We start from the raw sequence: 18,284 nt of genomic DNA, 5'->3' as shown, positions 1-18,284 counted from the left end.
GTATTGCTTCAGTTTCGCACGGGTGCTATAAAAAATCTATATCCACCACCATAGATCGGCGGGTGGATAGGCAACCGGTCCAACACTTACAAGCTGAAGGAGTGGGAAATGATGTTGATGCGTACGGACCCGTTCCGTGAGCTGGACCGGCTCACGCAGCAGGTCTTTGGAACCACCGCCCGCCCGGCCGCCATGCCCATGGACGCCTGGCAGGAGAACGGCGACTTCGTGGTGGCTTTCGACCTTCCGGGCGTCAAGGTGGACTCGCTTGACCTGAACGTCGAGCGCAACGTCCTCACCGTCCGGGCCGAGCGGCAGGACCCAACGCAGCCCAATGTTGAGCTGGTGGCGTCCGAGCGCCCCCGCGGGGTCTTCAGCCGCCAGCTGATCCTCGGCGACACCCTGGATACGGACAACATCAAGGCAAGCTACGACCAGGGCGTCCTGACCCTCAGGATCCCCGTGGCGGAGAAGGCAAAGCCGCGCAAGATCGAGATCGAGACGCAGCAGGGCCAGATGCAGCAGATCGCAACCTAGTTCCCAACGGCGGTGCGCGGGCGGCGCCGGCGGCGCTGCCCGCGTTCATGCCCGACGGCGGCGCCGGCTTGCCAGGTCCCGCCGCCGCGGGTGCGGGAAGGCCGAGATGACAGATACTCCCGACTACTACGCCATCCTGCGGGTCCGGCCGGATGCCAGCCAGCAGGACATCTCCCGGGCATACCGTGCCCTGATGCGGAGCCACCATCCCGACATGGACGGGGCGGCCGCGCCGGAAGGGGAACTGCTGCGCATCATGCAGGCGTTCAGTGTGCTGCGGGACCCGGAGCGGCGGGCGGCCTACGACAGGCAGCAGGCAGCCTCCGCGCCCACGGTGATTCCCGTGCGGAAATCGGCCGGCCGCACCGGGACGTCCGGGCACACCATCAGGGTCACCCCGGTGCGCTGGGAAAGCGGGCCATATGCCTAGCGTCCCGGAGCCGGGCCAGCGGGGTATCGACGACAAAGCGCAAGGAGGCGGAAGACTGCATGAGCGAGTGGCGGCGTTACGATTCACACCTGATCCCGGCATTCCACGAGCGCTTTGAACAGCGCTGGGGCGTGGGTACCGCGCCCTTCCTGGATCCCGAAGCGCATGAGGAACCCCTGCCACGGGCGCAATGGATCAACCCGGCCACGGGGGCGGCGCTCGCGGTGGTGCCGGTGTGGACGGGGGAGGAGAAGCAGCAACGGTCGTTCGGCGTGTTCTACCTGCCCCCGGCCGGCGACATCTGGATGCTGCGTCCCGGATACACGGGCTACCTGGAACCTGCCGACGGCGAACCGGAACACCTGGTCACGCTCCGGAATGACGCATTCCGGAAAGCCGTTGCCCATGCCAAGGAGTTCCTCTTCGGCTCGCAGTGACGCCGGATGTGTTTCCGCTCGTCAGGGGCCCTTCGCTGTGCAATCCTGAGACATACTTATCAATCCTGACAGAAGGCCCCCATGCATATCACCGCCAAGGAACTCGCAGCACTCATCCCGCCGGGGTTCACCCTGGGTGTTGCTACCGCGGCCTACCAAATTGAGGGCGCCCTTGACGAGGATGGCCGCGGACCTGCCGCATGGGACGTCTTCGCCGCCAAACCGGGCGCCATAGTGGAGGACCACAGCCCGGTGACGGCCTGCGACCACTACCACCGTATGCCGCAGGACGTGGCGCTCATGAAGCAGCTGGGGGTGGACTCATACCGCTTCTCGTTTGCCTGGCCGCGGATCCAGCCGACGGGCAGCGGGCCGGCGAACCGGGCGGGCCTGGACTTCTACGACCGCCTGCTGGATGAACTGCTGGCCAACGGGATCTCGCCCATGGCCACCATCTACCACTGGGACACGCCGCTTGCACTGGAGGAAGCGGACGGCTGGATGAACCGGGACACCGCCTACCGGCTGGGGGAGTACGCCGGGATCCTCGCCGATGCCTTCGGGGACAGGGTTGCCCGCTGGTGCACCATCAACGAACCGGCAACAGTCAGTACCAACGGCTACTCCCTGGGCCTGCACTCGCCGGGCAAGGAACTGCTCCTGGGCGCGTTCCCCACCGTCCACCACCAGCTGCTGGGCCACGGCCTGGCCGTCCAGGCTCTCCGTGCGGCGGGGGTTCCCGGAGAGATCGGCATGACCAACGTCTACTCGCCCATGGTGCCCAACTCCATCAACCCGCTGGACCGCATCAGTGCCGGGCTAATGGACCTGGCGCAGAACCGGCTGTACGCGGACCCCGTGCTCACCGGAAAGTACCCGGACCTGATCCGGGCCGCGAAGTTCTTCAGTTCCTTCGAGCACCCGGAGGAGGACATGCAGCTCATCTCCCAGCCGCTGGACTTCTACGGGCTCAACTACTACATGCCCACCAAGGTTGCCGTGGGTCCCGGCGGCGGCGCCGTGCCGGCCAGCATGGCGGAGGCCATGGGCAGCGACCTCAGCGCCGCGGGCAGCGGCGGAACCCCGTTCCACGTGGAAACCTGGCCGGAGGCGGACATCACCGCCTACGGCTGGCCTGTGAAGCCGGAGTACATGACCGTTGCCCTGAAGGAGATGGCCGAGCGGTACCCCAACCTTCCGCCGGTGATCATCACGGAGGGCGGCGCCAGCTTTGAGGACATCGTCGTCCGGGACAAATCCACCAATACCCGGTTCATCCCGGACGAGCGCCGGCTGAGATACCTCTCGGACCACCTGGAGACCGCGTTGCGGGCCACCGCCCCCGGCGGCGAGGCGGAAGCGGTGGACCTGCGCGGCTACTACGTCTGGTCCCTGCTGGACAACTTCGAATGGTCGGCCGGCTACAACCAGCCGTTCGGGCTCCTGCACGTGGACTACGAAACCCTGGAGCGGACGCCGAAGGCGTCCTACTTCTGGTTCCAGGAGCTCATCGAGGAACGCGACCTTGCCGCGGCGGCGGACACGGCCATCGCGCAGGCAATGGCGCCGGAGGAGTTTGAAGCGAAAGCGCCCGACGACGGCGTGGCACCGCTGGGTGCCAGCGCCTAGCTCCTCGCGCTGGCGCGGACAGAGGTCCGTTCCAACGCCGGGCAGTGGATCTTCGCGGCCGGGCCGTCCGGAACCTCATCCAGCCCCAGCAGCATCCGCACGCCCGCCGCTCCCAGCTCATAGTGGGGAAGGGCCACAGTGGAGAGCGGCGGACGCAGGTGCGCGGCGATGACTTCCTGGTTGTCGAACCCCACCACGGCAATGTCGTCCGGGATGGACAGCCCGTGGTCCCGCAGGCCGTCGTAGAGGCCCATCGCCATTCGGTCGTTGTAGCAGTACACGGCCGTCACGTCCCGCTTGAGCAGCCCGGCCGTTGCCCCGTAGCCGCCCTCCTGGTCCGGGTACGCCTCCATGACCAGTTCAGGGTCGAACGGCAGGCCGGCGGCCTCAAGCGCTTCCCGGTACCCCTGCAGCCGTCCGTCCCTGGCGGGGGCGGGGATGGTGGCGTTGATAAAGGCGATGCGTCGGTGGCCGTGCCGCAGCAGGATCTCAGTGGCCGAGCGGCCGCCCTGCACTTCGTCGGGAACCACAGCCCGGGTACCCGGTTCCGGCGAAAAGCAGTTAACCAGGACGAAATCCGCTTCGCGGAGCGACGCCGGAATGTCCGTCTGCCGGTGGAACCACGTGGAGTAGAGGATGCCGCGCACCTTGTACTCCAGCATCATGGTGATGGCGTCCTGCTCAAGCTCCCCGTTGCCCTCGGTGTTGGCAATGAGGAGGGCGTACCCGTGCTTCCACGCCTCGTCCTGAGCGCCGTGGATGATTTGGCCGGCAAAGGGGGTGGTGGCAACGCCGTCGGCCACCAGGCCGATAAAGCGGGAGGTTCCGCTGACCAGGGTCTTTGCCATCGCGTTGGGGCGGTAGCCGAGCGCGCGGATGGCGTCCTTCACCCGCTGGCGCGTCTCCACCGCGATCCGGGCGTCCTTCTTTTTATTGACCACCAGCGAGACCGTCGCCGTGGAAACACCGGCTGCCTCGGCCACATCGCGGAGGGTCACCGGGTGGGTACGCTCCGGCCGCGGGGACCGGGCCGCCGTGGCCTGCTCTCCCGGCCTTTTCTCCTTTGAAACCATCTGCCCTCCGTCAGGAGTATATCCGTCCGCCGTGGCCGTCATCCCTTGGTCGCCCCGCTTTCCAGTCCCTGGATCATCGCCTTGTTCAGCAGCAGGAAAACCAGCAGCAGCGGGGTGATGGTGACGCACACGGCCGCGAAAGTGGCGGTCCAGTCCACCTTGCCCATGGCACCGATGTAGTTCTGCAGCCCCAGCGGGATGGTCTTCAGCTCCTCTGACAGGACGAACGTGTTGGCAAAGATGAAGTCGTTCCAGATGAAGATGCTGTTGACCAGGACTACCGTCACCACCGTGTTCAGGGACAGCGGCAGGGTGATCAGGCCGAAGATCCGGTAGGGCCCGGCGCCGTCCAGTGACGCCGCCTCATATGTCTCCTTTGGGATGTATTCGTAGAACGAGGAAAACAGGTAGACGGACATGGGCAGGGAGAAGCCGGCCAGCGGGATGATCATCGACTGGTAGGTGTCCAGCAGGTTCACCGCCGAGTAGTCGATGAACAGGGGGACCAGGGCGATCTGCACCGGAACGATGATGCCGATCAGGAACAGGCCGCGGACCAGCCGGCCGAACCGGAACCCGAGGACCTGTATGGCGTAGGCGGCCATCATTCCCAGCAGGACGATGAGGACGTTGGCGCCCATCGTCACGATGAAGCTGTTGAGGATGTTGCGGCCCAGGTCGCCTGTCTCGAACGCCCTGGCATAGTTTTCCCAGGTCAGGGACCCCGGAAGGGCGAACGGGTCACCGCTGGCAAAGTCCTGCTCGGTGCGGAGGCTCGTCAGGAACAGCCACGCCAGGGGATACACCTGCACGATCACGATCAGCATGATCAGTACCCGGGACAGCGTCCGGAACAGGTCGGGCCTGCGGCGCCGCTTCCTGGCGGGCTGTGGCGGCACCACGGCGGCCGGCGGGGTAGGCGGGGCTGCCTGGGTGATCATGAGTCTGCCTTCCGCTTCAGCAGGAACAGGATGAGTCCGACGGCGACGAGGCACTCGACCACGATGAACACCGAGATGGTGCTGGCGTAGCCGAAGTCCGTGCTGGTGAACGCCGTCTTGTACATGTAGGTGGTGAGCAGTTCGGAGGACTGTCCGGGTCCGCCGTTGGTCATCAGGTAGGGGATGTCGAAGCCGCGCAGGCCGTAGGTGGTGGCCATGATGGTGGTGGTGATCCACACGGGACGGATGTAGGGGAACCGGATCTTCGTGAAGAGCGTCCACCGGGAGGCGCCGTCCAGGACCGCGGCCTCTTCAAGCTCCTTGGGCACTGCGAGCAGTGCCGCGTAGATGATGAGCATGTAGAGCCCGGTGAAGCGCCAGCCTTCGGGTGCGGACACGGCAGCCAGGACAGTGTTGACGTCAGAGAGCCAGGGCCGTTCCAGGGCGCCGAGTCCCATCCACTGGAACAGTTGGTTGAGCAGGCCTACCGGTTCCAGGGAGTAGATCCGGACAAAGAGGAAGGCGATGGCCACCGTGGAGATCACTGCCGGCAGCAGGTAGAGCGTCTTGATCAGCTCGCGTCCGCGGCGGAGGGAGGTGAGGAGGCTGGCGACTGCCAGTGCGCCGCCCAGTTGCAGCACCAGGCAGATCGCCAGGTAGATGAGTGCGTTCAGGAACGCGCGCCAGAAGATGTCGTCGGCCACGAACATCCGGACGTAGTTGTCCAGGCCGACGAACTCCATGTCGCTGATGCCGTTCCAAAAGAAGAAGCTCAGGAACAATGACTGGAGGATGGGGAAGAGGACCGCTGCGCCGTAGAGCAGCAGCGGCGGAAGCAGGAAGACCAGGACAGAGGTCCGTGACCTGTTGGGAAGCATGCTGTTGTGCATGGGTGGGCCTTTCGGGCGGGGGACCGCTGCGATCCCCCGCCGCAGTGGTTACTTGAAGAACTTCGGGGCGTTCTGGGCGATGGTGTTGTCCATGGTGTCCGTGAACTGCCGGGGAGTTATCTCGCCCTGCACCAGCAGGACGAGTTCCTGCTGCAGCCGGCCGTTGGTAGTGGGGTCCAGCTGCGTGTCCCACGGCATTGCCTGCTTTTCGCCGAGGTCCTTGGCCTGGTCGAGCGCCTTTTGGTACAGCGGCGTGGCGTCGGCCGGGACGGCGGTTTCGACGTCGGTGGTGGGGGAGAGTGCGCCCGTGGCAGCGTATTCGGCTGGGTACTTTTCCAGCGCGAACTTCAGGAAGTCGCTGACCAGGGGGTCGTAGGTCCGGGCGTTGACGGCCATCCCGATGCCCGAGGGGGAAACGAACTCGTTGGCGGCCGTCACGGACCCCTCTGTGGTGGGCAGCGTGAAGAAGTCGATGTCGTCCCGGACGGCGGGGTTCAGCTTGTCCGTGGCAAGGCTGGGAAGTTCCCACGTGCCGATGTTGTACATCGCGGCCTGGCCGGAGGTGAACTGGTTCTGGGCATCGGAGTAGCCCTGGGCCGAGAAACCGTCCTGGAAGCATCTTGCCTTGCCGAGTTCCGCCATCCAGGTCGCCGTCTTTTGGCCGGCAGGGTCGCTGAATTTGGCCTCGCCCTTCTTCAGCTTCTGGATATAGTCAGGGCCTGCTCCACGGAAGGGCTGGTACGCCACGTACCGTTCCAGCGGCCACTGGTCCTGGCCGTCAAGGGCGATCGGGGTTATTCCGGCCTGGCGCAGGGCGGTGCACATGGCCGGAATGTCGTCGAGCGACTTCGGCACGCCGACTCCGGCCTTTTCCAGCAGCGCCTTGTTGTACCAGATGAATTCCAGTTCGAACTGGAACGGAATCATGTAGAGGGAGCCGTCGTCGAACCGCTGATAGTCCAGTGCTGCCGGGCGGTAGTCGTCGTACATGTCCAGCGTCTTCAGCAGCTTCTCCGCGTCCACCATCTTGCCCTGCTTGGCCAGCTGCTGTGCGAAGGGAGTGGCGTCCGTGTCGAACAGTTCTGGAAGCTTGTTGGCCGCCGCCAGGGTTTCGAGCTTTTGGATGTAGGACGGCCGGTCCGGGGTGGTGATGAGGTTCAGCTCGAAGCCGGGGTGCTCCCTGGCGTAGTCGTCGGCGAGCTTCTTCATGATGTTGATGACGGCGCCATCGGCCGGGCGGGACAGCAGCCAGGAAATTTCCCGGGGTTTGATCTCCCCGGTGGGGCTCACGTTGGAGGGGTCGGTGGAACTTCCACCGCCACAGGCGGTCAGGGCCAAGGCGGTGACGGCCGCGGCAGCGGCGGCGCGGAACAGGTTCTTCATTGGGGTTCTTTCGTGACGGAAACGGACTGATGGGAGGGGAGGGGCAGGGGAGGATCAGCTGGTGGTGCGCTTGCGTACTTCGAAGGAGGTGAGGGCCACTGATCCCTCGCCGGCAAACACTCCGATCCGGCCCGTGGGGTGGTCGTAGATCCGGGTGCTCAGGGCCACCTGCCGGTCCACGACGGCGACGCACAGGTCGCCGTCCACGACGACTTCCAGCGTGTGCTTGCCGCGAGGCAGGTGGCAGGGACGTTCAAGTTCGACGGCGAACGGGACGTCGCCTGAGACCTGCCACTGGGCGCCGCCGGTAATGGCCCGGGGCCAGCGGTCGAAGACCAGGCGCCCGCGGTGCGGTTCCAGCCGGAGGACGTAGGAGTGGTCGCCGTCCGCACTGGAACGCAGCAGCATTCCGCATTCGGTGGTGCCGGGCGAGATGTCCAGTACCGCTTTGGCATAGAACTGGGTGGGAACGTCGTGGGCAGAGAGGACGGAGCTGTAGCCGTCCGGGACTTCCATCCGGAAGGGCAGGTCCTGGCCCAGCGCGAGCGGCACCTCGTCCCAGAAACTGTCCACCAGCTCATCGGCGAGGCCGAACGCCAACGTCCCGTCGGCGTTCTGCCGGGCCTCCAAAACCGCCATGGTACCCGCCCACTGCCAGGCGCCGTCGTCGGAATTTCCTTCCTTGCTGGCGATCCAGCCGAAGAAGAACCGCCGGCCGTCCCGTTCCGCCGTCTTGGAGGCGTAGAAGGCGCGCCCGTCGACGCTGTCCAGGGCCGGGACCGTCCAGGGGCCGGTTGGGCTCTTGGCCATGCGGTAGCGGGTGGTGAAGGTTTCGGAGAATTCGGAGTAGACCAGATACCACCAGCCGCCCCACTCGAAGACGTCGGGGCACTCGTGCGTGATGTACCGGCGGGGGTCCCAGAAGGGCTCTGCGTATTCCCAGGTCATCAGGTCCGTGGACACACACTGGGCGATGACGCCGCGCCGGCGCTCGGGTCCGTCCGTGTGCCGTGCCGCCAAGAGCATTCGCCATAGCCCGGAAGCCTCGTCGCGGAAAACGAAAGGGTCCCGCCAGTCTGCGGACTCGTACCCGTCCGGAGCCCCGAAGGTGAGTTCCGGATGTTTGGTCCATGAACCCATTCCGTCCGTGCTGGTGGCATGCATGACCAACTGCAGTGGCAGGCCGTCCTGGCCTGTGTTCGCGGGGTTCTGGCCCGTGTAGAACAGGTGGTGGGCGCCTACCTCGTCAGCAACGATGCTGCCGGTGTAGCAGTTGAAGTCCGGTTGGTCCGTGCTTCCGTGCGGGAGGGCGACGCCGTGGTCCTGGAACTGCGTCAGGTCCTTGGTGGTCACCAGGTGCCAGGACGTTCCGGGTTTTGGCTCGCCGCGCACTTCGTGGAGGTAGAACAGACGGAACTCGCCGTCCTGCTGGTAAGGGATAAGATCGCCAACCCAGGCGTCGGCGGGCTGGAAGAAAACCGGGTAGTTCATCGACGGTGATGTCCATTTCTGCTAAAGCGTTTGACCATTGGAAAGCTAGCGTGAAAAAGCAGGACGATCAAGCGTTTTAGCAGAAATAGTTTCAGAAGCTTTTTCAGCTGGATGGTGCCCCGGATTTCTCTGCTCAAACGCTTGACCAGCGTGTGCAGGCGTCGGTATGTTCTCCTGCTAAAGCGCTTGAGCGCTGGCAACCCCGGAGAGGAAGTCAACGATGACCCATGCCATTACCCGCCGCCACGCCCTGCAGGGAACGGGAGCCGGAGCGCTGGCCCTGCTTCTCGGGGCCGCCGGTGCGGCCCCGCCTGCGGTGGCCCAAAATTCCCTGCGCGCCTTGTACCACATGACACCGCCGTCAGGCTGGCTGTGCGACCCCCAGCGCCCCGTGTTCGTCAATGGGGCCTACCACCTCTACTACCTGCACTCCACAGTGAACAACGGCCCGGGCGGATGGGACCATGCCACCACGTTCGACGGTGTGCACTTCACCCACCACGGCGACGCCCTGCCGCTGCAGCCCGACTTCCCCGTGTGGTCCGGATCGGCGGTGGTGGACACAGCCAATACTGCGGGCTTTGGCGCCGGTGCCATCGTGGTGCTCGCCACGCAGCCCACGGACGGCATCCGGAAGTTCCAGGAGCAGTACCTCTACTGGTCCACGGACGGCGGCTACACCTTCACCGCACTGCCGGATCCGGTGATTGCCAACACGGACGGCCGGAAGGCTGTGACGCAGGCGGAGATCGACAATGCCGAATGGTTCCGGGACCCGAAAGTCCACTGGGATGCGGCACGCAACGAGTGGGTGTGCGTGATCGGCAGGGCCCGGTACGCGGCCTTCTACACGTCACGGAACCTGCGGGACTGGCAGCTGAAGCGCAACTTCGACTTCCCCAACCACGGGCTGGGCGGGATTGAGTGTCCGGACCTGTTCGAGATGACAGCCGGTGACGGCACCCGGCACTGGATACTCGGCGCCAGCATGGACGCCTACGGTATCGGCCTGCCCATGACCTACGCCTACTGGACCGGACGGTGGGACGGCGAACAGTTCCTCGCGGACGACGTCAACAACCCGCAGTGGCTCGACTGGGGCTGGGACTGGTACGGCGCCGTGACCTGGCCGGCAGCGGAAGCGCCGGACACAAAGCGGTATGCCATCGGCTGGATGAACAACTGGAAGTACGCCGCCCGTGACGTTCCCACGGACGCCACCGACGGGTATAACGGGCAGAACTCGATCGTGCGGGAGTTGCGCCTCGACCGGCAGCCAGGCGGTTGGTACAGCCTGCTGGCCAGCCCGGTCCAGGCGCTTGGCCGGCACGCAACCTCCACCACGCTGTTCCCCGACCGGACCGTGAACGGCAGCGCGGTCCTGCCGTGGTGCGGCCGGGCGTATGAGCTGGAACTGGACATCACGTGGGACGCCGCGGCGAACATCGGGGTCTCGGTTGGCCGTTCCGCGGACGGCACTCGCCACACAAACATCGGCAAGTACGGCGCTGACCTGTACGTTGACCGGGCGCCCTCCGACCAGGCCGGGTTTTCGCTTGTTCCCTACACCCGGGCGGCCGCGCCGATCGATGCCGCAGCCCGCTCAGTGCACCTGCGCATCTTCGTTGACACCCAAAGCGTGGAGGTCTTCGTCAATGCCGGGCACACGGTGCTTTCCCAGCAGGTGCACTTCGCCCCCGGCGATACCGGCATTTCGTTCTACACCGACGGCGGACCCGCCACCTTCTCCGGCATCACCATCCGCGAGTTCTCCCAGCCCGTGGCCTAGAGCATGCCCAGCATGGTCAACTGCTTGGCCATGCCGGCGCCGTCCGGGGAGTAGATCCACGGCACCTTGGAAGTGGTGTGGTCGCCGTCCTCCGAGTGGCCGCCGGCGAATACGGATTCGCTGATGGACAGCTGGCGGATGGCGATCGCTGCCACCTTGTCCGGGTTCTCCGACGCGAAGCCGGAGTAAATGGCTTCATCATGCTGGCCGTTGTCGCCGATCAGGAGCCAGCGCATGTCCGGGAACTCCTTGCTGAGGCGTTCCAGGTTCCGGTGCTTGTGCTCCTGGCCGCTGCGGAACCAGCGGTCCTGGGTCAGGCCCCAGTCGGTGAGCAGGAGGGCGCCCTTCGGATACATGTTGCGGGTGAGGAAGCGGGCCAGGGTGGGGGCCGCATTCCAGGGGCCAGTGGACAGGTAGATGACGGGGGCGTCGGGGTACTCGATGGTGAGCCGGTCCAGCAGCACAGCCATGCCGGGGGTGGCCATGCGGGCCCGCTCGCTGAGCACGAACGTGTTCCAGAGGGCCAGGAACGGACGCGGCAGGGCTGTCACCATCACGGTGTCATCGATATCGGACACGATGCCGAACTTCACATCCGGCGCGATCACCTGGATGGGAGCTTCCACGGGCTCTGTTCCTTCGGCCCGGAGAACGGCAGTGTGCCAGCCGGGGGACAGCCGGACGTCCACTTCCGTGTCGATGACGCCGCCGCGGTCCGACCGGACATGGGTGACAACATCACCGATGGTGATTTCGACGTCGGTGAATTGCAGCGGCACGCCGGTGAAGGCACGCCAGCCGCGGACGTTCTGGTGGCCTTTTTTTGCTTCCGCTTCGGCCTTGCTGCCCGGCAGCGGTTTCTGCGTCATCAACACCCGGCCCAGGACCCGGACCTGCGTGGTCGAGCCATAGCCCTGGTACGCGATGGTCTGCGGAACAAACCTCCACCGCTTGGCGAGCCTGATCCGCACGCTGTTAAAGCTGTCCGAGAGGCGGTGCGCCAGCCGGAACACCTGGCCTCCGGACAGCCCGGTCCTGCTGCGGAGGTCCCCGGCGGGAGTGTGGGCTGTGTTCCGTGACGGATTCTGTGGAGCCTTGTCCATGGGTCCACTCTGCCACAGCACCGCCTCCGGCGCGCCTTAGCCCGTGCCCAGGATGGCGCGCAGGGTCTCGGCGTTCCGCACTGCGTTGCCGCCGCCGTCGTTATTGAAATAGGCGTAAACGTCCAGGCCGCTGCCCTCCCAGCCGCGGATCTTGTCCGCCCACCAGTGCAGGTCCGCGTCCGGGTAGGAGCCGGCGTAGAGGTGCTGGTGGTTTGGCCCGTGCAGCCGGACGTACGCGAACGAGGCCGTGGTGCGCAGCAGGCAGGGCAGGTTGGCGCCGCTCATGATGCAGTAGGCTGCCTGGTGCCGCTCCAGGAGTGCGAACACCTCCGGGGAGTCCCACGTGGGATGCCGGAACTCGACAGTCACCCGTATCCAGGACGGCACCGAGGCCAGGAAGTAGTCCAGCCGCGCGTCGTCCCGTTCCATCTGCGGCGGCAGCTGGACCAGGAGGACGGCCCGTTTGTCGCCCAGTTCGTGCCAGCAGCGGGTGATGCGCTCCAGCCACACCTCCGGCGAGTACAGCTTGCGGGCATGGGTCAGGCCCCGCGGGGCCTTGACGGACATGGTGAAACCGGCGGGCAGGCGCTGGTTCCAGCCCGCGAAAGTGGTGTCCCTGGGCCAGCGGTAAAAGCTCGCGTTCAGCTCCACGGTGCTGAACCGTGCCACATAATGCTGGAGCCGGTCCTTCACCGGCAGCTTCGGGGGGTAGAGCACATTCTCCCAATGGTCGTAGCTCCACCCCGAGGTGCCGATATGGACCGCCATTCCTGCAGGCTACACCGGATTGTGCCTCTCTCAGCCAACGGATTGTGGCAGGGTAAGGTCATGGCGCGAATTGAGGATTACGCGGTGGTGGGGGACCTGCAGACCGGTGCCCTGATCAGCAACGAGGGCTCCATCGACTGGCTGTGCCTGCCCCGCTTCGATTCCCCGGCCTGCTTCAGTGCCCTGCTGGACACGCCCGACGCCGGCCGCTGGCTTTTGGCGCCGCACGGCGCCGGGCCGTGCACCCGGCGCAGCTACCGGGACGGCACCCTGATCCTTGAAACGGAGTGGGACACGCCCGACGGAACGGTGCGCGTCATCGACTTCATGCCGCCCCGGGATGCCGTGGCGGACATCGTGCGCATCGTCGAGGGCGTCAGCGGCACCGTGCGGATGCATGGCGAGCTGATCATGCGGTTCGATTACGGCCACATCATTCCCTGGGTCCGGAAGGACAAGCTGGGCCTGCACGCCATCGCCGGGCCGGATGCCGCCTACTTCGCCACCAGTGCGCCCCTGCACGGCGAGAACATGCACACCGTCAGCGACTTCACGGTCAGCGCCGGAGAGCGAGTCCCCTTCGTCCTCACCTGGGCGCCCAGCCACATGGGCCGGCCGCACACAGTGGATGCCGAACGGGTCCTGGACACCACGCACGCGTTCTGGCGCGGCTGGTCCTCGCAGTGCACCGTCAAGGGTGAATACCAGGAAGCGGTGATCCGGTCCCTTGTGACGCTGAAGGCGCTTACCTATGCGCCCACCGGCGGGATTGTGGCGGCGGTGACCACATCCCTGCCCGAACAACTGGGCGGGCCACGCAACTGGGACTACCGGTACTGCTGGCTCCGCGACGCCACCATGACCCTGCAGGCCCTCCTGGCTGCCGGGTATACGGCCGAGGCTGCAGCGTGGCGGGACTGGCTGCTCCGGGCGGTGGCCGGCGACCCTGCCGACCTGCAGATCATGTACGGCATCCATGGCGAACGCCGGCTGCCGGAAATGGAGCTGCCCTGGCTGAAGGGTTATGAGAATTCCTCGCCCGTGCGGATCGGCAACGGCGCCGCGGAACAGCTGCAGCTGGACGTGTGGGGCGAGGTGCTGGACTGCCTTGCGCTCACCAGGCATTCCCTGCTCAAGCACAGCGATGAGGCATGGGACCTCCAGTGTGCGCTGATGGCGCACCTTGAAACGATCTGGGACCAGCCGGACAACGGGCTGTGGGAAATGCGCGGGCCGCGTCGGCACTTCACGCATTCCAAGGTGATGGCGTGGGTTGCCGCGGACCGGATGGTGAAAGGGGTCCGCGAATCCGGGCTGCCGGGTCCCGTTGAGCGGTGGGAGACGCTGCGGGAAACCATCCGCCGGGACGTGATGGCTAACGGGTTCGACGCCGAACGCAACACCTTCGTGCAGTCCTACGGCAGGCCGGAACTGGATGCCAGCCTTCTCCTGATTCCGCGCGTGGGATTCCTGCCGCCGGACGATCCGCGGGTCATCGGGACCATCGAGGCCATCCAGCGGGACCTCACCGAGGACGGCCTTGTGCTGCGGTACCGTCCGGCCGAGAGCGACGACGGGCTGCCGGGCGACGAGGGCGTCTTCCTGGCATGTTCCTTCTGGCTGGTGGAAGCCCTTTTGGGCGCAGGCCGGCACGCGGAATCCCGGGAACTCTTCGAACGCCTGCTGGAGCTGCGAAACGACGTCGGACTGCTGAGCGAGGAATGGGCGGTCAAAGCCGGGCGCCAGCTGGGCAACACTCCCCAGGCTTTCAGCCATTTCGCCCTTGTGACTAGCGCTTTGGAGCTGCATCAGGATACGGTTCGGCGGAGCGACACCCCCATTCCGCCGGAAACGGCGGACAGGCGCTGAGGCGGCGCCGGAAAAGGGGCGGAGCTTCTCCTTCGCAATATAGATAAGTATACTTACTACACCTCACGGAGTGCTCCAGGCACAACGCCGTGACTGACGGAGGAGTGATGTGAATGGCCGGGTATTTTGAGCTCGTGGACGCGCCTGACGGCGGCTATAGGGTCAGGATGATGGACGGCGCCGGGAACCTGATGGCCATCTCGGTGACCTTTCCCACCAAAAGGGCGGCAGCGGCCGGCGTCGCAATGGCGCGTGAAATTGCCGGCACTGGACTCATCCGGGATAAGAGCCACGACGGCGCCGGAACGGTGATCCGGGACCGCGTGCGGCCGGTCAGCACTCCCAAGGAGGAGGCGGCCAGGCGCAGGAGGACCCCGGAAGCCCGGCGGGCAGGGGTCGGCTGATGGGTCCGTCCCGTACTTTACCCCCCGACGGCCGCCGCCGGGGGGTTCTTTTTGACGTCGACGGAACGCTTATCGATTCGTCCTACATCCACACCATCTCCTGGTGGGGCGCCTTCAGGCAGTACGGTTACGACATCCCCATGGCGTCTATCCACCACTTCGTGGGCATGGGCGGCGACCGGCTGGTGGACAACCTCCTGCCCGCGGACCGGGACCGCGATGCTGACCGCGAGGTCATGTCCAGCCACGGCGCCCTCTATGCATCCCACTGGCCGTCACTGCGTGCCTTGGACGGGGCGCGGGAACTGCTGGCTGCATGCCATGGCCGGGGGCTGGCTGTTGCGCTCGCATCCTCCGCCCGGAAAAAGGACTTGCAGGTCATGAAGTCCATCCTTGATGCGGACGGCGTGATCGACGGCGCAACCAGCGCAAATGACGCCAAGGAAAGCAAGCCCTCGCCGGACATCCTGGTGGCGGCACTGCGGGCCATTGACCTGGAACCGGAGAACGCCGTGTTTGTTGGCGATGCCGTCTGGGACATGAAAGCTGCCGCCGCGCTCGGCATCCCCTCCGTGGGGGTCACCTGCGGAGGCATCAGCGCAGCGGAACTGCGGGATGCCGGTGCCGCGGAGGTCTACGAGGGCCCCCGCGACCTCCTGCGAAACCTGGAATCAAGCGCGATCGGCAAGCTGCTCCCGGCAGCCTAGAGGGTCTGTCCGCCGGTGACAGTGTCCTCGTCACCGGCGTCGGCAGGCTTTGCCCAGGACACCGCCACGTGTACCGAACCGTCGTCGTTCCGCTCGATGTCCGTGACGATATCGGACACGTTGGCACCCATCTCCACAATCCTGTGGCGGTAGCTGTTGACGAGTTCCTCGAGGCTGGCTTCCGTCCACTCGCCGGGCCGCATGCGGGTGGAGATTTCGACCGGTTCCGGCTGGTACAGCGACATGGATTTCCTCTTTCCACTCGGCATCAGGGGCATGTTGGCCCTTCCTACGCTAGAAGGACGAGGCCGGGACGACAAGTATTTGATCAGCCTGCTTACTTTTTTCCGCCGGAGCCGATAGCGTCGGAGGGCGGGCGTCATGCCCCAACGGAGCACCAGAGAAAGGGAGACTGTGAAAGCACTGACCTGGCAAGGAAAACGCTCGGTAAGCGTAGAGGAAGTGCCGGACCCCGTGATCCAGGAGCCCACCGATGCCATCGTGCGCATCACCTCGACGGCGATCTGCGGCTCGGACCTGCACCTGTACGAGGTCCTTGGCCCCTACATGCACAAAGGCGACGTCATCGGCCACGAGCCGATGGGCATTGTGGAGGAAGTAGGCAGCGCCGTCACCAACCTTCGACCGGGCGACCGCGTGGTAATTCCCTTCAACATCTCCTGCGGGCACTGCTACATGTGCCGGCAGGGACTGCAGTCCCAGTGCGAAACCACGCAGGTGAAGGAGAAAGGATCCGGGGCGGCCCTCTTTGGCTATTCCGAGCTCTACGGGTCCGTCCCCGGCGGCCAGGCCGAGTACCTGCGCGTGCCGCATGCCGACTACGGCCCGGTGAAAGTGGGAAACGAACTGCCCGATGAGCGCTACTTGTTCCTTTCTGACATCCTTCCCACCGCGTGGCAGGCGGTGGAGTACGCCAATGTCCAGCCCGGCGGCACCCTCGCTGTTTTCGGCCTGGGTCCGGTGGGCCAGTTCGCCAGCCGGATTGGCGTCCTCCACGGCTTCCGGGTTGTCGGCGTGGATCCGGTACCGGAACGCCGGGAGATGGCGGCGCGGCACGGGGTGGAAACGTTCGACTACACCAAGACCATCGCGGACGAACTGCGGGAGATGACCTCCGGAAGGGGCCCGGACGCGGTGGTGGACGCCGTCGGAATGGAAGCCCACGGTTCGCCCGTGGCCGGTTTTGCCCACCAGGCCCTGGGGCTGCTGCCGGACAAGCTGGCCCAGAAGGCCATGGAAACCGGCGGCGTGGACCGGCTTGCGGCACTGCACACCTCCATCGACGCCGTCCGGCGCGGCGGGACGCTTTCGCTCAGCGGCGTCTACGGCGGCCAGGCCAGTCCCATGCCGATGCTCACCATGTTCGACAAGCAGCTGCAGGTGCGGATGGGCCAGTGCAACGTGCGCAGCTGGACCGACGACCTGCTGCCCCTGGTGGAGGACGACGCCGATCCGCTGGGTGTGATGGACCTGGTCACCCACCGTTCGGGCTTGGAAGGCGCACCGGCGCTGTATGAGAAGTTCCAGAAGAAGGAGGACGGCTGCATCAAGGTGGTGTTGAACCCGGGCGCCTGAGAAGGGGCTCTTTCAACACAGGCTGTTGAGGGCCTCCTGCGCCACGTCCTGCATCTCGGAGATCAGCGGGTTCAGGTCCAGGGTGGGCGGCGCGGGAGGATAGGCCACCGCCATGGCCAGTTGCCTGCTGCCGTCCTCGCTGGTCATGGCGATCGTGCCGTAGCCGTCCACATCACCGGGAAGTCCGTAGTAGAAGCGGTTGTTGCAGGTGTTGTTCCAGCGCCGAAGGGCAAAGCCGTAGTACTGCGAGTAGCCGCCCTTCATGGCCGTCACGGCGTCCGGGGCAAGCAGCCTCCCCTGCAGCAGGGCAGCGTAGAACCTGTTCACTTCCTCCACCGTGGACAGTGCACCAGCCGCGGGCAGTTCGGTGAGCCATGCAGGCCGCGTCACGTCCACCCGCTGTCCTTCGAGGGTGACGTACCCGTGGACCGCCGTTTCCGGCGGCATCCCGCCCAGGCGGGTGCTTTCCAGGCCCAGGGGAGTGGCGGTGTCCGCGGCCAGGACCTCGCTGATCTCCTGGCCGCGGAGCCGCTCGACGATCAGCGCCAGGGCGGTGTAGTTCGAGCGCGAATAGTCGAAGATCCGTGACAGCCGGCCGTCCCAAGGCAGCGTGGCCGCCAGTGCCAGTTGTTGTTCAAGGCTGAGCGGCTGGTTCATGTTTTCCTCCCATGGCCCGGATGCCAGCAGCGGGACGGAGAAATCGGGAATCCCGGACTCGTGGGTCAGCAACTGGCGGACGGTAACGGGACCGGGCGGGCGCAGGACAGTCCCGAACTCGGGCAGGTAATCGCTGACCTGGCCGTCAAGGTTCAGCCTGCCCTCCTCCACCAGCTTCATCACGGAGACGGCGACGAAGGATTCAGTGATGCCGCCAATCCGGACGGCATCAGACACTTGGGCGGAGCCGCCCGTTTCCATGTTCCGCACACCGGCCGCGTGGTTCCATGTTTCCCCGTTGTCCGTCACGGAGATCAGCACCGCAGGGGCTCCGTCGTCGAGCATCCGGGCGCTGAACGCCTCGAGGATGGCGACGGCGGAGGGCTGGTCCCGGTCCGGCGGCTGCGGGGGCGGCTCCGGCTCCCCGGTGCAGCCGGCCCCCGCGAGCAGGACCGCGCACACGGCAGCAGCGGTCCGTCTCCACCCGCGGCCCCGGTGACTGCCCATACAACCGATTCTCCCCCAACTGAGTAGCGCCAAGTGTCGTTTTGAGGGTCCAAAACGACACTTGGCGCTACTT

At 65.7% G+C, this 18,284-nt stretch carries 18 protein-coding genes; 9 read left to right on the top strand and 9 right to left on the bottom strand.

All coding sequences use genetic code 11. From position 1 onward, the window contains the following. Window positions 1-111 precede the first annotated feature (111 nt). The 4 genes from ACLH0K_RS15140 (at window position 112) to ACLH0K_RS15125 (ending at window position 3,033) form a co-directional block, all read left to right on the top strand. Window positions 112-537, top strand: a complete 426-nt coding sequence (locus ACLH0K_RS15140; protein ID WP_411376492.1) for an Hsp20/alpha crystallin family protein — start codon at window positions 112-114, stop codon at window positions 535-537. 106 nt (window positions 538-643) lie between these two features. Then, the gene (locus ACLH0K_RS15135) at window positions 644-967 is read left to right on the top strand and encodes a J domain-containing protein (protein WP_411374368.1); all 324 of its coding nucleotides are present in this window, start codon (window positions 644-646) and stop codon (window positions 965-967) included. Window positions 968-1,026: 59 nt separating this feature from the next. Further along, a complete protein-coding gene (locus ACLH0K_RS15130; protein ID WP_411374367.1) occupies window positions 1,027-1,404 on the top strand; it encodes a hypothetical protein in 378 nt (125 codons plus the stop codon). Between the two features lie 81 nt (window positions 1,405-1,485). After that, window positions 1,486-3,033 (top strand): glycoside hydrolase family 1 protein, encoded by a 1,548-nt coding sequence (locus ACLH0K_RS15125; RefSeq protein ID WP_411374366.1) that lies wholly within the window; start codon window positions 1,486-1,488, stop codon window positions 3,031-3,033. On the opposite strand, the gene ACLH0K_RS15120 is transcribed toward ACLH0K_RS15125, so the two are convergent. From ACLH0K_RS15120 to ACLH0K_RS15100, 5 genes are read right to left on the bottom strand one after another with little or no spacing between them, the layout of a single operon-like run. Next, complete coding sequence (locus tag ACLH0K_RS15120; protein WP_411374365.1) at window positions 3,030-4,106, bottom strand: LacI family DNA-binding transcriptional regulator; 1,077 nt, start codon at window positions 4,104-4,106, stop codon at window positions 3,030-3,032. The two genes, ACLH0K_RS15125 and ACLH0K_RS15120, sit on opposite strands and share 4 nt — an antisense overlap. A gap of 38 nt (window positions 4,107-4,144) precedes the next feature. Beyond that, entirely contained in the window at window positions 4,145-5,047 is a 903-nt protein-coding gene (locus tag ACLH0K_RS15115) for a carbohydrate ABC transporter permease (RefSeq protein ID WP_411374364.1), read from the bottom strand. Beyond that, the gene (locus tag ACLH0K_RS15110; protein ID WP_411376491.1) at window positions 5,044-5,925 is read right to left on the bottom strand and encodes a carbohydrate ABC transporter permease; all 882 of its coding nucleotides are present in this window, start codon (window positions 5,923-5,925) and stop codon (window positions 5,044-5,046) included. The genes ACLH0K_RS15115 and ACLH0K_RS15110 overlap by 4 nt, the downstream gene beginning before the upstream one ends. Window positions 5,926-5,985: 60 nt before the next feature. Then, window positions 5,986-7,320 (bottom strand): ABC transporter substrate-binding protein, encoded by a 1,335-nt coding sequence (locus ACLH0K_RS15105; RefSeq protein WP_411374363.1) that lies wholly within the window; start codon window positions 7,318-7,320, stop codon window positions 5,986-5,988. A 54-nt stretch (window positions 7,321-7,374) separates the two neighbouring features. Then, complete coding sequence (locus tag ACLH0K_RS15100) at window positions 7,375-8,811, bottom strand: family 43 glycosylhydrolase (protein ID WP_411374362.1); 1,437 nt, start codon at window positions 8,809-8,811, stop codon at window positions 7,375-7,377. Window positions 8,812-9,031: 220 nt separating this feature from the next. Here ACLH0K_RS15100 and ACLH0K_RS15095 point away from each other — a divergent pair, with 220 nt between their 5' ends. Continuing rightward, a complete protein-coding gene (locus ACLH0K_RS15095; RefSeq protein ID WP_411374361.1) occupies window positions 9,032-10,600 on the top strand; it encodes a glycoside hydrolase family 32 protein in 1,569 nt (522 codons plus the stop codon). On the opposite strand, the gene ACLH0K_RS15090 is transcribed toward ACLH0K_RS15095, so the two are convergent. After that, window positions 10,597-11,703 (bottom strand): App1 family protein, encoded by a 1,107-nt coding sequence (locus tag ACLH0K_RS15090; protein ID WP_411374360.1) that lies wholly within the window; start codon window positions 11,701-11,703, stop codon window positions 10,597-10,599. The two genes, ACLH0K_RS15095 and ACLH0K_RS15090, sit on opposite strands and share 4 nt — an antisense overlap. Window positions 11,704-11,739: 36 nt before the next feature. Further along, window positions 11,740-12,471, bottom strand: a complete 732-nt coding sequence (locus tag ACLH0K_RS15085; protein ID WP_411374359.1) for a DUF72 domain-containing protein — start codon at window positions 12,469-12,471, stop codon at window positions 11,740-11,742. Window positions 12,472-12,531: 60 nt separating this feature from the next. Between ACLH0K_RS15085 and ACLH0K_RS15080 the strand changes: the two genes are divergently transcribed. The 3 genes from ACLH0K_RS15080 to ACLH0K_RS15070 all read left to right on the top strand — a co-directional run bounded on the left by ACLH0K_RS15080 (window position 12,532) and on the right by ACLH0K_RS15070 (window position 15,451). Continuing rightward, window positions 12,532-14,340: a glycoside hydrolase family 15 protein gene (locus ACLH0K_RS15080; RefSeq protein ID WP_411374358.1), complete on the top strand. Its 1,809-nt coding sequence runs from the start codon at window positions 12,532-12,534 to the stop codon at window positions 14,338-14,340. Between the two features lie 113 nt (window positions 14,341-14,453). Next, on the top strand, window positions 14,454-14,744 hold the full coding sequence (locus tag ACLH0K_RS15075) for a hypothetical protein (protein WP_411374357.1): 291 nt from the start codon (window positions 14,454-14,456) through the stop codon (window positions 14,742-14,744). Then, window positions 14,744-15,451, top strand: a complete 708-nt coding sequence (locus ACLH0K_RS15070; RefSeq protein WP_411374356.1) for an HAD family hydrolase — start codon at window positions 14,744-14,746, stop codon at window positions 15,449-15,451. The genes ACLH0K_RS15075 and ACLH0K_RS15070 overlap by 1 nt, the downstream gene beginning before the upstream one ends. Here ACLH0K_RS15070 and ACLH0K_RS15065 read toward each other — a convergent pair. Continuing rightward, the gene (locus tag ACLH0K_RS15065; RefSeq protein ID WP_411374355.1) at window positions 15,448-15,696 is read right to left on the bottom strand and encodes a hypothetical protein; all 249 of its coding nucleotides are present in this window, start codon (window positions 15,694-15,696) and stop codon (window positions 15,448-15,450) included. The genes ACLH0K_RS15070 and ACLH0K_RS15065 overlap by 4 nt on opposite strands. A 169-nt stretch (window positions 15,697-15,865) precedes the next feature. Here ACLH0K_RS15065 and ACLH0K_RS15060 point away from each other — a divergent pair, with 169 nt between their 5' ends. Beyond that, window positions 15,866-17,047: a zinc-dependent alcohol dehydrogenase gene (locus tag ACLH0K_RS15060; RefSeq protein ID WP_411374354.1), complete on the top strand. Its 1,182-nt coding sequence runs from the start codon at window positions 15,866-15,868 to the stop codon at window positions 17,045-17,047. A gap of 12 nt (window positions 17,048-17,059) precedes the next feature. On the opposite strand, the gene ACLH0K_RS15055 is transcribed toward ACLH0K_RS15060, so the two are convergent. Then, window positions 17,060-18,211, bottom strand: coding sequence for a serine hydrolase domain-containing protein (locus tag ACLH0K_RS15055; RefSeq protein ID WP_411374353.1), 1,152 nt, complete (start codon window positions 18,209-18,211; stop codon window positions 17,060-17,062). Window positions 18,212-18,284: the final 73 nt, after the last annotated feature.

This window comes from Arthrobacter sp. MPF02 (genome assembly GCF_046605375.1).
Taxonomy (GTDB): domain Bacteria; phylum Actinomycetota; class Actinomycetes; order Actinomycetales; family Micrococcaceae; genus Arthrobacter.
This window is presented reverse-complemented; position numbering and strand designations above follow the sequence as displayed.

Excerpts from the sequence above, each read along its gene's own strand:
- ACLH0K_RS15140 (WP_411376492.1), top strand. The coding sequence starts at position 112 with ATGTTGATGCGTACGGACCCGTTCCGTGAGCTGGACCGGCTCACGCAG.
- ACLH0K_RS15135 (WP_411374368.1), top strand. The coding sequence starts at position 644 with ATGACAGATACTCCCGACTACTACGCCATCCTGCGGGTCCGGCCGGAT.
- ACLH0K_RS15130 (WP_411374367.1), top strand. The coding sequence starts at position 1,027 with ATGAGCGAGTGGCGGCGTTACGATTCACACCTGATCCCGGCATTCCAC.
- ACLH0K_RS15125 (WP_411374366.1), top strand. The coding sequence starts at position 1,486 with ATGCATATCACCGCCAAGGAACTCGCAGCACTCATCCCGCCGGGGTTC.
- ACLH0K_RS15120 (WP_411374365.1), bottom strand. The coding sequence starts at position 4,106 with ATGGTTTCAAAGGAGAAAAGGCCGGGAGAGCAGGCCACGGCGGCCCGG.
- ACLH0K_RS15115 (WP_411374364.1), bottom strand. The coding sequence starts at position 5,047 with ATGATCACCCAGGCAGCCCCGCCTACCCCGCCGGCCGCCGTGGTGCCG.
- ACLH0K_RS15110 (WP_411376491.1), bottom strand. The coding sequence starts at position 5,925 with ATGCTTCCCAACAGGTCACGGACCTCTGTCCTGGTCTTCCTGCTTCCG.
- ACLH0K_RS15105 (WP_411374363.1), bottom strand. The coding sequence starts at position 7,320 with ATGAAGAACCTGTTCCGCGCCGCCGCTGCCGCGGCCGTCACCGCCTTG.
- ACLH0K_RS15100 (WP_411374362.1), bottom strand. The coding sequence starts at position 8,811 with ATGAACTACCCGGTTTTCTTCCAGCCCGCCGACGCCTGGGTTGGCGAT.
- ACLH0K_RS15095 (WP_411374361.1), top strand. The coding sequence starts at position 9,032 with ATGACCCATGCCATTACCCGCCGCCACGCCCTGCAGGGAACGGGAGCC.
- ACLH0K_RS15090 (WP_411374360.1), bottom strand. The coding sequence starts at position 11,703 with ATGGACAAGGCTCCACAGAATCCGTCACGGAACACAGCCCACACTCCC.
- ACLH0K_RS15085 (WP_411374359.1), bottom strand. The coding sequence starts at position 12,471 with ATGGCGGTCCATATCGGCACCTCGGGGTGGAGCTACGACCATTGGGAG.
- ACLH0K_RS15080 (WP_411374358.1), top strand. The coding sequence starts at position 12,532 with ATGGCGCGAATTGAGGATTACGCGGTGGTGGGGGACCTGCAGACCGGT.
- ACLH0K_RS15075 (WP_411374357.1), top strand. The coding sequence starts at position 14,454 with ATGGCCGGGTATTTTGAGCTCGTGGACGCGCCTGACGGCGGCTATAGG.
- ACLH0K_RS15070 (WP_411374356.1), top strand. The coding sequence starts at position 14,744 with ATGGGTCCGTCCCGTACTTTACCCCCCGACGGCCGCCGCCGGGGGGTT.
- ACLH0K_RS15065 (WP_411374355.1), bottom strand. The coding sequence starts at position 15,696 with ATGTCGCTGTACCAGCCGGAACCGGTCGAAATCTCCACCCGCATGCGG.
- ACLH0K_RS15055 (WP_411374353.1), bottom strand. The coding sequence starts at position 18,211 with ATGGGCAGTCACCGGGGCCGCGGGTGGAGACGGACCGCTGCTGCCGTG.